General features: G+C 69.7%; 11 protein-coding genes and 1 pseudogene. 5 read left to right on the forward strand and 7 right to left on the reverse strand.

Annotation, left to right across the window (positions count from 1 at the left end):
• Positions 1-163: 163 nt before the first annotated feature.
• Together narI and L0H79_RS03975 are read left to right on the forward strand one after the other, a co-directional pair.
• Positions 164-913, forward strand: a complete 750-nt coding sequence (narI, locus tag L0H79_RS03970) for a respiratory nitrate reductase subunit gamma (protein ID WP_301483253.1) — start codon at positions 164-166, stop codon at positions 911-913.
• The gene (locus tag L0H79_RS03975) at positions 910-1335 is read left to right on the forward strand and encodes a LuxR family transcriptional regulator (RefSeq protein WP_301483254.1); all 426 of its coding nucleotides are present in this window, start codon (positions 910-912) and stop codon (positions 1333-1335) included. The genes narI and L0H79_RS03975 overlap by 4 nt, the downstream gene beginning before the upstream one ends.
• A gap of 173 nt (positions 1336-1508) precedes the next feature.
• Here the strand turns inward: L0H79_RS03975 and L0H79_RS03980 are convergent, their stop codons facing one another.
• The 4 genes and pseudogenes from L0H79_RS03980 to L0H79_RS03995 all read right to left on the reverse strand — a co-directional run bounded on the left by L0H79_RS03980 (position 1509) and on the right by L0H79_RS03995 (position 4682).
• Positions 1509-2825 carry an FAD-binding oxidoreductase gene (locus tag L0H79_RS03980; protein WP_301483255.1) on the reverse strand — a complete coding sequence of 439 codons (1317 nt, stop codon included), beginning with the start codon at positions 2823-2825 and terminating at the stop codon, positions 1509-1511.
• Positions 2826-2877: 52 nt separating this feature from the next.
• Positions 2878-3756: a formyltetrahydrofolate deformylase gene (gene purU, locus L0H79_RS03985; RefSeq protein ID WP_301483256.1), complete on the reverse strand. Its 879-nt coding sequence runs from the start codon at positions 3754-3756 to the stop codon at positions 2878-2880.
• A 34-nt stretch (positions 3757-3790) separates the two neighbouring features.
• A pseudogene (locus L0H79_RS03990) lies at positions 3791-3910 on the reverse strand (L-serine ammonia-lyase, iron-sulfur-dependent, subunit alpha); the annotation flags it as partial.
• A 163-nt stretch (positions 3911-4073) separates the two neighbouring features.
• Positions 4074-4682 carry a TetR/AcrR family transcriptional regulator gene (locus L0H79_RS03995; RefSeq protein WP_301483257.1) on the reverse strand — a complete coding sequence of 203 codons (609 nt, stop codon included), beginning with the start codon at positions 4680-4682 and terminating at the stop codon, positions 4074-4076.
• Positions 4683-4808: 126 nt separating this feature from the next.
• Between L0H79_RS03995 and L0H79_RS04000 the strand changes: the two genes are divergently transcribed.
• The 3 genes from L0H79_RS04000 (at position 4809) to L0H79_RS04010 (ending at position 8514) form a co-directional block, all read left to right on the forward strand.
• Positions 4809-5957, forward strand: coding sequence for an acyl-CoA dehydrogenase family protein (locus L0H79_RS04000; protein WP_301483258.1), 1149 nt, complete (start codon positions 4809-4811; stop codon positions 5955-5957).
• Positions 5958-6091: 134 nt separating this feature from the next.
• Positions 6092-6838, forward strand: a complete 747-nt coding sequence (locus L0H79_RS04005) for an SDR family NAD(P)-dependent oxidoreductase (protein ID WP_301483259.1) — start codon at positions 6092-6094, stop codon at positions 6836-6838.
• A 50-nt stretch (positions 6839-6888) separates the two neighbouring features.
• Entirely contained in the window at positions 6889-8514 is a 1626-nt protein-coding gene (locus L0H79_RS04010) for an AMP-binding protein (RefSeq protein WP_301483260.1), read from the forward strand.
• 557 nt (positions 8515-9071) lie between these two features.
• On the opposite strand, the gene argS is transcribed toward L0H79_RS04010, so the two are convergent.
• From argS to L0H79_RS04025, 3 genes are all read right to left on the reverse strand, one after another.
• Positions 9072-10832 carry an arginine--tRNA ligase gene (gene argS, locus L0H79_RS04015; RefSeq protein ID WP_301483261.1) on the reverse strand — a complete coding sequence of 587 codons (1761 nt, stop codon included), beginning with the start codon at positions 10830-10832 and terminating at the stop codon, positions 9072-9074.
• Positions 10833-10867: 35 nt separating this feature from the next.
• Positions 10868-11452, reverse strand: coding sequence for a hypothetical protein (locus L0H79_RS04020; protein ID WP_301483262.1), 585 nt, complete (start codon positions 11450-11452; stop codon positions 10868-10870).
• Between the two features lie 191 nt (positions 11453-11643).
• Positions 11644-13284, reverse strand: a complete 1641-nt coding sequence (locus tag L0H79_RS04025; RefSeq protein WP_301483263.1) for an AMP-binding protein — start codon at positions 13282-13284, stop codon at positions 11644-11646.
• Positions 13285-13373 lie beyond the last annotated feature (89 nt).

Below are 13373 nucleotides of genomic sequence, written 5' to 3' on the forward strand. Positions count from 1 at the left end.
GGGCGGCGGGCGGTCCCGACCCTTCTGCCAGCCCCCCCCCCCCGGGGGGGGCGGCGCCCCCCACGTCCCCCCCGCACAACGCGGAGTTCGCTCCGCTCACTCTGACCCCCGTTCGGCACGACCAGGCTCATTCGTCGCGGTCGTCCCACGTAGGAGCCCCCTCATGAGCGTCTTCCTCTGGGTGATCTTCCCCTACCTGTGCCTCGCGATCTTCATCGTCGGACACTTCTGGCGCTACCGCTACGACAAGTTCGGCTGGACGACCCGCAGCTCGCAGCTCTACGAGACGCGCCTGCTCCGGTGGGGCAGCCCGCTGTTCCACTTCGGCATGCTCGGGGTCGTCGGCGGCCACATCATCGGCCTGCTCATCCCGAAGTCGTGGACCGACGCCGTCGGCATCAGCGAGAGTGCCTACCACTGGCTCGCCCTCACCGGCGGCCTGCTCGCCGGCGCCGCGGCCCTGGCGGGCATGACCATCCTGATCTACCGCCGCCGCACCGTCGGACCGGTCTTCTCCGCGACGACCCCGATGGACAAGACGATGTACTTCTTCCTCGGCCTGGTGATCCTGCTCGGTATGTGGAACACGGTGGCGTCGAGCCTCTTCGGGCTCGGCTCGTCCGGCGGCGAGCACTTCAACTACCGCGAGAACGTCTCGCTGTGGTACCGCGGGTTCTTCTCGGCCAACCCCGACCCCACCTACATGGCCGGCGTCCCGCTCGGCTTCCAGCTGCACGCCGTCTTCGCCTGCATCCTGTTCGCGCTATGGCCGTTCACCCGGCTGGTGCACGTCTTCTCCGCCCCGGTCGGCTACCTCACCCGGCCGTACATCGTCTACCGGAGCAAGGACAAGCGGGCCGGTGCCGGCGTCGGCAGCCGCGCCCCGAAGCGTGGCTGGGAGAAGGTGCAGTGACCGAAGGGCAGGCCCCTTCGCAGGTGCACAGCCTCGGCGACCTCGTCCCCGTCTCGTCGCGTCACCACGACGCGGCGAGCGCGGGAATCGTCGACCTGGCCGAGGCTGCTCGCGAGGCGATCGAGGCGGCCCGCGCCTCGAAGCACGGCAAGGGCACCCGCGTCCTGTGGACCGGTCCGCACCAGCGCCTCGTCGTCGTCGGGCTGACCGCGGGCGCGAAGCTCGCCGAGCACGCCTCCCCGCCGGCTGCGAGCCTGCAGGTCCTCGCCGGCACGGTCCGGCTGTGCGCCGGGGACGAGGCCGAGTGGGTCGTCCGCTCGGGTGAGGTCGTGGCGATCCCGCCCGAGCGCCACGCCGTCGATGCGGTGACCGAGTCGGCCTTCGTGCTGACCGTGTCGCTCGACCCGCACGGCGCCCTCTGACCGGCCCCCTCCCTTGCTGGACTTCACCCTCGACGAGTGGGTCGAGCGCTCGCCCATGGCGCGGCTGACCGAGGACGCGCCCGCTGCCCCGTGGCCGATGAAGGTGGCTCGACTCACCAGCGGGCCCTCGAACAGGCCGGGCACACAGCTGATCGGCCGTCCTTCCGACGAGCTCACCCGAAGACGCTGAAGCTGCTCTTGTCGGGATCGACGTGACGGCGCCGGCTGTAGTCCCCGAGATCGATCGTCAGGCCCGTCAGAGGCAGGGTCATAGAGACCGGGTCGGCGTCGTGGTCCTTGCCCGCTTCGGCGGCCTCGACCAGCGCGTTGATCAGCTGGCCGACGACCGGGGCGTTCTTGAACTGGTTGCCGCTGGTCCCGATGGCGACGTAGTAGCCGTCCAGACTGGTCCGGTCGTAGATCGGCACCCAGTCGTCGGACACGTCGTAGACGCCGACGACCCCGCTGGGCCGGTTGGGCACTGATAGGTCGGGCAGCCGCCGGGCCGCTCGATAGGCCTGCGCCTCGTAGACAGCCTTGCTCACCGTCGGAGCGTAGGTGTCCGCGTCGTCCAGCCACTGGAGCTCGTCGCACTCGGGCTCGGCCCCGCCCACGACGAGACCGCCGGCCGGCGCGCCTCGGAAGTACGTGCCGAGGTCGAGGTCGGCCACCATGGGGCCGGGGACCTCGTGGTTCCAGCCATCGGGGGCCGTCAGGTGGTGCACCTCCTGACGCATGGGCCGGGTCGTGATCGCGAACTCGTCGAGCACGCCAGCCATCCCGTTGACGACTCCGGAGTGCGGTCCCGAGACATTGACGACGAGTGGCGCCAGAATCCTGGTGCCGTCGGCGATCGCGACGCCGAGCACCCGCTGGTCGTCCCGTAGCACCGAGGTCACCGCCGACCTGAAGCGGAACCGGGCCCCCTTGCGCACCGCTGCCGTCATGAGGTTGTGGGCGGCGAAGACGGGGTCGTCCACGAAGCCGCCGTCCGGTGTCCAGTAGGCCGTGAGGGACCCGCCCGCGTCGTCCCAGAACGCGTCGTCGGTCACCCGCTTGGGCGGCCAGAAGCGGCCCGGGTCGATGGCAGGCAGCCGCGCGGCGAGCGTCTCGGCATCCCACTCCTCGTACGGCACCCCGGCGCGGTCGAAGAAGCCGAGCACCTTGGAACGCTGCTGCCCGGGCGATTCGAGGCAGAGCGCCCCGGTCTGGACGAAGCGGGCCAGCTGGCCGTCGTCGGTGCCCTCGAGGTACTCCTCCCAGCCGATCCAGCGCTGCTTGGCCTCCCACGAGACGGCGACCGCCGTGAAGGTCGAGTAGTTGAACCGGATGCAGGCCGAGGAGGCACTGGTCGAGCCGTGGCCGGCGCCGGGACCACGGTCGACGACAATGACGCTGCGGCCGTGCCGCGCCAGCTCATAGGCGACGTCACAGCCGATGACTCCGGCTCCGATGACGATCGCATCGGCGGTGATGGGCGTGTCTTGCATGGGAGACTCTCTTCGGGGTCGACTGGTTCCAGGGAACGGTGGATGGATCAGGTCAGAGCAGGACGACGGTCCGGTTTCCGTGCAGGACCACGCGGCCCTCGCAGTGCCACTTGACAGCGTTGGACAGGGCCCGGCACTCGGTGTCGCGGCCGGCGGCGACGAGGTCCTCGGGCCCGAACGAGTGGTCCACCTCCCGCACCTGCTGGGAGATGATCGGGCCCTCGTCGAGCTCGCTGTTGACGTAGTGCGCCGTCGCGCCGACCGTCTTGACGCCGCGCTCCCAGGCCTGGTGGTAGGGCTTGGCACCCTTGAAGCTCGGCAGGAACGAGTGGTGGATGTTGATGGCCCTCCCGGTCAGCTCACGGGTGAGGTCGTCGCTGAGGATCTGCATGTAGCGGGCCAGGACGACCAGCTCGATCTCGAAGCGGTCGACGAGCTCAAGCAGCCGAGTCTCGGCCTCGGGTTTCGTCCCGGGCGTCACCGGCACGTGGAAGAACGGGATGCCGTGCCACTCGACGAGCGCCCGGTGGTCGGGGTGGTTCGACACGACGGCCACGATCTCCATGGGGAGCTCGCCGATCCGGGAGCGGAAGAGCAGGTCGTTGAGGCAGTGCGCGAACTTCGACACCATGACCAGCACGCGCCGCTTCGCCGCGGCCTCGCGCAGCTCGAAACGCATCGTATGGCGCTCGCCGAGGGGCGCGAACGCGTCGCGCAGGGCAGCGAGACCCGGGTCACCGTGCTCGTCACCGAGCGTGAAGTGCGCCCGGAGGAAGAAGTGACCTCCCCGGATGTCGTCGAAAACCTTGAGCTCGTGTATGTCCCCGTGATGTTCGAGCAGGAACCCGGTCACGGCATGCACGAGTCCCGGAGCCTCGGGGCAGTCAAGCGTGAGGACGTAACCCTCCGCGTTCGCGCTGGCGGTGCTCATGCTGGTCTCCTCTCGGCCGCCCCTGAACGGGTCGGCACTCGACGACGTTGACGGCGAGCCCGCCACGCGACGTCTCTTCGTACTTGATCTTCGTGTCCGCGCCAGTCTCGCGCATCGTCTTGATCGCCTGGTCGAGGGTGACCTTGTGCTCACCGGATGCCGTCGAGGAGCTGGGCAAACGTTGCAGCCACGCGGCCGACCAGGTCTCCGCACGGCTCGGCGGTCCGCTGAGCCCGACCCAGCGGCGCTGAGTTCGCACGGTCCGGCTCCATGCCGTCCCACCTCGAGTGATCACTCGACGAGGAGGGGCCACAGGTTCAGGGACGGAGGGCGCGCAGGAGCAGGTCGAGCTCGCGCTCGACATAGGCGTCGAGGTCGAGCCAGCCTGACAGTCGCCATCGCTTGAGCGCCCACCCGTGCGCGACGAGGAGCAGGTTGTGCACGACGAGGTCGGCATCGACCGCACGGAAGTCATCCGAGGAGATCCCGTCCTCGATCGCCTGCCGGAACGGCTCCGCGGTCTCCACCTCGAGCCGCTTCAGCTCGTCGCGGCCCTCACGCGCCAGCGTCATGCTCTCCCGGTAGGACAGCACGGTCGCCTCGGGCTTGCCGTCGATGACCTCGACCAAGGTTCGGAAGCCGCGGCGGATCCGAGCCTCCGGGTCGTCGCCGGCCTGGCTCATCGCGGCGGGGATGCGGTCACGGAACTCGCCGAGGATATCGACGATGGCGGCGCGGAGCAGGTCCTCCTTGTTACCGAAGTACTGGTAGATGAGCCCGACGCTGATGCCGGCCCGCTCGGCGACGGCATGCGTGGTGGTGGCGTGGTACCCGTCCTCCTGGAAGAGCTGGACGGCGGCGCGCAGGATCTCGGCCCGGCGACGGGCGACCCTGTCGGCCTTGGCGCTGCCCTGGTGCTGAGCCACTGCCCAACCCTTCTGCGCGGTGAACGGTTGACGACGAGAGCCGTCCTGCCTACTATATTGAATGAACGTCCATTCAACAAGCACCGGCGACCTGTCGCCGACCGTCCGACCGAAGGGCCACGCGCCATGCACTATGCGTTCGACGAGGACCAGGATGCCTATCGTGACGCGGTCCGCCGGTTTGCCGTCAAGGTGCTCGCCCCGCACTACCAGCCCGACGACAAGGCGGCCCAGTTCCGCCGCCGGCTCGCCTTCGACATGGCCGGTATGGGGCTGACCGGCCTGCGCATCCCGGAGGAGTACGGCGGCCAGGCAGCGACCGCGGTCATCGCGGGCATCGCCGCCGAGGAGGTCGGTCGCGAGGACTTCAACGCGACCTACCTGATCATCAACACAGCGCTGATCAGCGATATCCTCGTGCGCAACGCGACCGAGGCGCAGCAGCGGGCCTGGTTGCCCGGCATCGCCTCGGGCGAGACGGTCCCGTGCATCTGCATCACCGAGCCCGGCCACGGCACCGACGCGGCCAACCTCGAGGTCAAGGCCACCCACACCTCCGGCGGCGGCTGGACCCTGCACGGCGAGAAGACCTCGATCACCCTCGGCATGGCGGCCGACCGGGCCGTCGTCCTCGCCCGCACCGGCGGGCCCGGGGCTCGTGGGGTCAGCGCCTTCTGGGTCGACCTGCACCACCCGAGCGTGACCCGCTCGGGCTTCGACGACCTCGGCGGCCGCGCCATCGGCCGCGCCAGCCTGCACTTCGACGGGACGCCCGTCACAGCAGGCGATCTCATCGGCCGGGAGGGCGACGGGTTCGTCTCGGTCATGCAGGGCTTCGACTACTCCCGCGCGATCATCGGCCTCGCCTGCCTCGGCGCCGCCCAGGCCTCGCTCGACGATGCCCTTCAGTGGGCGCGAGACCGGGTCGCCTTCGACCAGCCGATCGGCCGGTTCCAGGGCGTCTCCTTCCCGCTCGCCGAGGCCGCCACCTACCTGCGCGGCGCCCGGCACGTGTGCTTCGAGGCACTGTGGCGCAAGGACAACGGCCTGGAGCACAGCGCCGAGGCGGCCATGGCGAAGTTCTGGGCCCCGAAGCTTGCCGCTGACGTGATCCACCAGTGTCTGCTCACCATCGGGCACGTCGGCTACTCCTCCGAGTCCAAGGTCGGCCAACGCCTCCGCGACGTCATCGGCCTCGAGATCGGTGACGGCACCGCCCAGGTCTCCAAGCTCGTCATCGCCCGCCACCTCCTCGGCCGCGAGTACGCCCCATGACCCTTCCTGCGTACTCGACGTATCTGGCCGGCACTTCTTGCGCACTCGACGAGGTGCGAACTCAACCACACCGCAAGGAAACCCACGGACCGCAACCCAGCTGAGCGGCATACCGGATCATCGAAGGGAACATCATGAGCAGGCTCACCGACAGGGTCGCCATCGTCACCGGAGCGGCGCGCGGCCTCGGCCGCGGCATCGCCGAGCGGCTCGCCTCCGAAGGGGCAGTCGTCGTCGTCACGGACGTCAACGCCGACGGCGCCGAGCAGGCGGCAACAGAGCTCGGCGGCAGCGCGATCGGCCTCGGTTGCGACGTCTCCGACTTCGACTCGGTCGAGGCGATGGTCGCGCAGGTCACTGAGCAGCTCGGGCGGGTCGACGTCCTCGTCAACAACGCCGGATGGGACAAGGCGGCGCCGTTCCTCGAGCTGGAGCGCGATCTCTGGCCGAGGATCATCGGCATCAACCTCTATGGCGTGCTCAACACGAGCCGCACCGTCCTGCCGATCATGGCCGAGCAGGGCTCCGGATCCGTCGTCAACATCAGCTCCGACGCCGGCCGGGTCGGCTCCTCCGGCGAGGCGGTCTACTCCGCGGCGAAGGGCGGCGTGATCGCGTTCACCAAGTCGACCGCGCGCGAGCTTGCCCGCAGCCAGGTCCGCGTCAACTGTGTCTGCCCCGGCCCGTCCGACACCCAGCTGTTCGCCGAGTTCGCCGGCGACAACGACAAGCTCCGCGACGCGCTGACCAGGGCGATCCCGCTGCGCCGCCTCGGCCAGCCGGCCGACGTGGCAGGCGCCGTCGCGTACTTCGCCTCGGATGACGCCGCCTACGTCACCGGCCAGACCGTCAGCATCAGCGGCGGCCTGACGATGTCCTGACCACCCACCGAACGCACCCAGCCCACACCACCGAGAGACGAGGCGCACCGATGCCCTTCGAGACCATCCTCACCCCCGAGCTCATCGAGAAGTACACGTCCGGCGGCTACTGGGTCGGTCGGACCCTCACCGACGACCTCGACATGGCTGCCGAGCGCACGCCCGACAAGGTCGCCTTCGTCGACCCACGACGCGAGATCACCTATGCCGTTCTGCGGGCCGAGGTGGACCGGTGCGCTCTCGGCCTGCTCGAGCTGGGCATCGGGTCTGGCGACGTCGTCTCGTTCCAGCTGCCCAACTGGATCGAGTGGGTCGTCCTGCACCTCGCCTGCACCCGGATCGGGGCGGTGAGCAACCCGCTGATCCCGATCTACCGGCAGCGCGAGGTCGGCTTCATGGTGGGCCTCGCGGGCTCCAAGCTCGTCGTCGTGCCGCGGGAGTTCCGTGGCTACGACCACGTGTCGCTCATCGAGTCGCTCCAGGCCGACTGGCCCACCTTCGAGCACCTGCTCGTGGTCGGCGGTCCGCAGTCACCCGGCTCGTGGGAGACGTTCATGGCGACGCCGTGGGAGGAGCGACGCGACCCGGCCGGGCTCGCTGCGCTGCGCCCCGACCCCAACGACGTCACGCTGCTCATCTTCACCTCGGGCACGACCGGGGAGCCCAAAGGGGTCATGCACACCCACAACACCCTCATCGCCGCGGACAACCCGCTGCCGGACCGGCTCGGGGTCTCCTCCGAGAGCGTCGTCCACATGGCCTCGACGCTGGCGCACCTGACCGGATGCCTCTACGGGGCCCGGCTCGTCGTGCAGTTCGGCGCCACCGGGATCTTCCAGGACGTCTGGGACCCGGCCGTTTTCGTCGACCTCGTCGAGCACCACGGCATCACCCAGGCCGCGGGCGCGACCCCGTTCCTGCACGACACCCTGTCCGTCGAGGGGCTCGCCGACCGCAAGCTGGACACCCTGGTCAGGTTCGGCTGCTTCGGCGCCCCGATCCCCCGGACCCTTGTCCGCCGTGCCAAGGAGGTCCTGCCTGGCCTCGCCGTCCTCGGCGGCTGGGGCCAGACCGAGAACTCCCTCGTCACGCTCGGCATCCCGGGCGACCCCGAGGAGAAGGTCGTCGAGACCGACGGATACCCGTGGCCGGGCATGCAGATCCGGACGGTCGACGCCGTCGGCGCCGCGGTCCCCGCCGGTGAGGAGGGCCGCATCCAGGTGCAGGGACCGTTCCTCTTCGTCGGCTACGCCCATCGGATGAAGCTGACCCAGGACTCCTTCGACGGCGACTGGTTCGACACCGGCGACCTCGGCATCATCGACGACGACGGCTACCTCAGGCTCTCCGGCCGCACCAAGGACATCATCGTCCGGGGCGGCGAGAACATTCCGGTCGCCTACCTCGAGGACGCGCTCTACGAGGACCCTCGTATCGTGGCCGTGGCCGTTGTCGGGATGCCCGACGAGCGGCTCCAGGAGCGGGCCGCCGCCTGCGTCGTCCTGGCACCCGGGGCGTCCCTGACCTTCCAGGAGCTGCAGGACCTGCTCCGGGAGAAGGGCGTCGCCAAGCAGTACTGGCCCGAGCGGCTCGGCATCCTCGACGAGCTGCCGCGCACCCCGAGCGGCAAGATCCAGAAGTACCGCCTGCGCGACCGCTACCGCCAGGAGACCTGACCCCGCCGCGGCCCGAGCCGGCCCCTGCCGCCGTCTCTGCCCAGGTCCCCGCGACCACCCCCTAGCGCCAGTTGTCCCTGGCCATGAGAAGGCCTCCATTGGTGCGCGAGGGCGGCCCGGCGGGCGAGTCGGTCGCTGTCTCGCACGGCACGACCGAGCTCGTCGAAAACCTTCCAGTCCAGGCCGGCACGGACGAGATGGGTCAGCCGAACGACCGTACCCGGGGCCGGCTCGTGACCTTGTCCGTATGCCGCTCAGGCCCTTCGGCTCCGAGCGGACCACTCACAATCCAGCCGCGGCCGGAAAGTTGGAGCCGTTCGGCTCCGAGCGGACCACTCACAATCCAGCCGCGGCGGGAAAGTTGGAGCCCTTCGGCACGAACCCCCACTCACAATCCAGCCGCGGCGGGAAAGTTGGAGCCCGGGTCACAGCGGTATACCGAATATCGATGCGGCGGGTCAGTCGCGCGCCGAGTAGTTGGGGGCCTCGACGATGGCCTGGATGTCGTGTGGGTGGCTCTCCTCGAGCCCGGCGCAGAAGAAGGGGAGAGGAAGGGTTCACATCTGCTCGGGCGCCTCGATACCGAGCAGGTCGAGGCCGGTCACCATGGTCCGCAGCACGAGGGCGCTCAGGGTCAGGCGCGACTGTCTGACCTGCTCGGTCTCGGCCTTGAGCACCGGGCAGCTCTCGTAGAACGCCGAGAAGGCCTGGGCCAGCTCGAACAGGTAGCCGGTGAGGCGGTGCGGCTCGTACTCGGAGCCGACCGCGACGAGGACGTCGGGGAAGTCGAGCAGCCGCTTGGCGAGGTCGCGCCCCGCGGGCTGCGCAACCGCGACGGGTGCGCGCTGGGCCAGCGGGTCGAGGCCGGCCTGCCGGAAGATCGAACGCACCCGGGCGACTACGTACTGCAGGTACGGCCCGGTGTTGCCGGTGAGCGAGACCATCCGCTCGAGGTCGAAGACGTACTCGCTGTCGTGGGCCACGGACAGGTCGGCGTACTTGACCGCGCCGATGCCGACCTGCCGGGCGATCCTCGCCCGCGTCTGCTCGTCGAGGTCGGGGCGGGCCGCGTCGATGACGCCCTGCGCCACCTCGACCGCCTCGTCCAGCAGCATCATGAGTCGCAGCGGCTTGCCCGACCTGGTCTTGAGGATCTTGCGGTCCGGACCGAGGACGTTGCCGATCTGGACGTGCACGGGGGTGATCTCGTCGGGCAGCCACCCCGCCTTGCGGGCGGTGTCCCAGACCATGTTCAGGTGCAGGGCCTGCGGCGCCCCGATGACGTAGAGCACCCGGTGCGCTTCCAGCTCCGCGACACGGTACTTGATCGTCGCGAGATCCGTTGTGGCATAGCCGTATCCGCCATCGGACTTGCGGATGATCAGCGGCACCGGCCTGCCCTCGCGGCCGGTGTAGCCGTCGAGGAAGACGCACAGGGCGCCGTCGGAGACCGTGGCGATGCCGGCGGCCTCGAGCTCGTCGCAGACCGCGCCGAGCATGTCGTTGTACATCGACTCGCCGGCGAGGTCCGCATCGGTCAAGGTGACGCCGAGCGTCCGGTAGACCTTGTTGAAGTAGGCCTTGGACAGGTCGACGAGCCTCTGCCAGTGCACCAGCGTCGCCTCGTCGCCGGCCTGGAGGCTGACCACCCGGGCCCGCGCCCGCACGTCGAAATCGCCTGCGCTGCCGGGCGGTTCGGCCTTCTCGGCCGAGTCGAACTTGGCCCGGGCGGCCTGGTAGAAGGCGTTCGGGTCGGTGACGAGCAGACCCGCCTCGTCGGAGTCCTCGCCGACCTCGAGGAGGTGCTCGATGAGCATGCCGAACGGGGTGCCCCAGTCGCCGACGTGGTTCTGCCGGATGACGTGGTGGCCGAGGTGTTCCAGGGTCCGCGCGAGCGAGTCGCCCACGATCGTCGTGCGCAGGTGCCCGACGTGCATCTCCTTGGCGACGTTGGGCGCCGAGTAGTCGATCGGGATGTTCTCGGGTGTCTGCGCCGGCACCCCGAGCCGCTCGTCGACCGTGACCGCGCCGAGCAGGGAGTCGATCCACCGGTCGCTGAGGGTGAGGTTTACGAACCCCGGGCCGCTCACCTCGACCGTGTCGCACACGCCGTCGAGGTCGAGTGCCTCGACGATCTTGGCCGCGAGGTCTCGTGGCGGCATCCCGACCCGCTTGGCGAGCGCGAGGGCCGCGTTGACCTGCACGTCCGCGAACTGCGACGGCCGCAGCACCGGGTCCGCGTCTCGGTAGCCGTCGCCGAGGACCGCGGCGATCGCGGTCTGGACCTTCGGGGCGAGCGCGACGCGCGGGGAGACCATGCGCGCCAGTCTAGGAGCGTGCCCGAGGCTCCCGCTCAGCCGCCCGATGTGGGGCGGTAGCCGAAGTGGTACGCGGCGCGCTCGTCGTAGAACCACACGTCCGGCTCCACGTCCTCGTAGCCCGGGGAGCCGGGTACGAGGTAGGTTCCCGTCCCGCGGACCGCCTTGACCCCGTGGCCCAACGGCTGGGCGCCGTCGCGGATGGGAGCCGCGGAGCCGACACCGTAACCGCCGTCACGAACCTCTGCCAGGCTCGAGATGCGCCGCGCAGGCGGGGGCAGGGCCACATCCAGCTCCCCGGCCTCAGCGCCTGCCGGCTCTCCGGCCGAGGCCACGGCACACACCACCTCCACAGCGGGTTCGGCCAACGTGCGGGTCGCGGTTCCGTGGTCGGTGGACGCCGGAGCGCCGACCGGCTCCAACACCGAGGCCCGGTCCATCACCGGGGTCCGGTCCACCACCCGAGGCACTGCGACGGGCGGCAGGGCGGCATGGGCGGGCAGCGACCTCGCCGCGCGCCGGCGCTCCTCCTGGCGGCGGCGCGACGAGGCGACGAACAGGCTCGCGATGACGGCGGCAGCAAGCGCGATCCACAGGATCAGCGTGGTGAAGTCAGACATGTGGTTGTCCTCGTGGTCGGGTTCCCTTCACGGGCAACCTACTGCCCCAGGCCCTCCGTCCGCGGCAGCCCCTGAACGCCACGCCGGGGAACGTGGCGCGGCGCGGACTCAGGGGTATGCCGCTCAGCCGGCTGGGCGGCATACCTTCGGTCCGGCGGGTGGCGCGGGTGTCGGCAGACGGCAGCAGGCGGTCAGCCGAGGCCGAGCCTCTTGCTGGTCGTCTCGCGCATCTCGACCTTGCGGATCTTGCCGGTGACAGTCATCGGGAACTCGTCGACGATCTCGACGTAGCGCGGGATCTTGTAGTGCGCGAGCTTGCCCGTGCAGAACGCCCGCAACGACTCCGCGGTGATCGGCTCGGCGCCGGGCCGCATCCGGATCCACGCGCACAGCTCCTCGCCGTACTTCTCGTCGGGCACCCCGATGACCTGGGCGTCGACGATGTCGGGGTGGGTGTAGAGGAACTCCTCGATCTCGCGCGGGTAGACGTTCTCACCGCCACGGATGACCATGTCCTTGATCCGGCCGGTGATCTCGACGTACCCGTCCTCGTGCATGACGCCGAGGTCGCCGGTGCGCATCCAGCCGTCGATGATCGCCTCGGCGGTCTTGTCCGGCTGCTCCCAGTAGCCGAGCATCACCGAGTAGCCCTTGGTCTGGAACTCCCCGGCCACCCCGCGCGGCACCACCTCTGCGGTGGCCGGGTCGACGATACGGATCTGCAGGTGCGGGCCGACCCGCCCGACCGTGGCCGTCTTGCGCTCGAAGGTGTCGTCGGTGCGGGTCTGCGTCGACACCGGCGAGGTCTCGGTCATGCCGTAGCAGATCGTCAGCTCCCCGATGCCCGAGGCGATGACCCTCTTCATCAGCTCGGCCGGACACGTCGAGCCGGCCATGATCCCGGTGCGCACCGAGCCGATGTCGTAGTCGGCGAAGTTGGGCAGGTTCCACTCGGCGATGAACATCGTCGGCACCCCGTAGAGGGAGGTGATCTTCTCGTCCTGCACCGTCTGCAAGGTGATGGCCGGGTCGAACCCGGGGCCCGGGATGACCATGCACGCGCCGATGGACGTGCAGGCGAGGTTGCCCATGACCATGCCGAAGCAGTGGTAGAAGGGCACCGGGATGCAGACCCGGTCGACCTCGGTGTAGTCGCAGAGCCGGCCGACGAAGAAGCCGTTGTTGAGGATGTTGCGGTGCGAGAGGGTGGCGCCCTTGGGGAAGCCCGTCGTGCCCGAGGTGTACTGGATGTTGATCGCGTCGTTGTTCCCTAGGGTCGACTGGACCTGGCCCAGCTCCTCTGCCGAGACCTCGTCGGCGTGCGAGAGCAGCTCGTCCCAGTCGGGCGTGCCGATGAGGACGACGCGCTCGAGCCCGGGAACGTCGGGGCGCACCTGCTCGATCATCGTGGCGTAGTCGCTCGTCTTGAACTCCTTGGCCGAGATGAGCGTCGAGATGCCGGCCTGCCGCAGGACGTAGTCGAGCTCGTGGGCGCGGTAGGACGGGTTGATGTTGACCAGGATCGCGCCCATCTTCGCGGTTGCGTACTGGGTCAGCGTCCACTCGGAGCAGTTCGGTGCCCAGATCCCGACCCGGTCACCCTTGCCGACGCCGACCGCAAGCAGCGCCCGCGCCAGCCGCTCGACGTCGGCCTGCAGCTCGGTGTAGGTCCAGCGCTTGCCCTGCGCGACGTCGACGAGCGCCTCCCGGTCGGGGAAGCGGGCCACCGTCGCGTCGAAGTTGTCCCCGATGGTCTGCTCGATGAGCGGCGGCTCGGTCTCGCCGACGGTATGGGACAGTGTCTCGGACGCGGTACGGGCAGGAGCGGACATCGGTGGCCTCCGTGGCATCGATCGGGTGTGCTTCGTACCAGCCAACCGCGCGTTCGGCATCCGAGGCAAGCAGTCGGCGCGTCCGGATC

Origin of the sequence: Intrasporangium sp. (genome assembly GCF_030452765.1) — a bacterium.
GTDB lineage: Bacteria > Actinomycetota > Actinomycetes > Actinomycetales > Dermatophilaceae > Intrasporangium_A.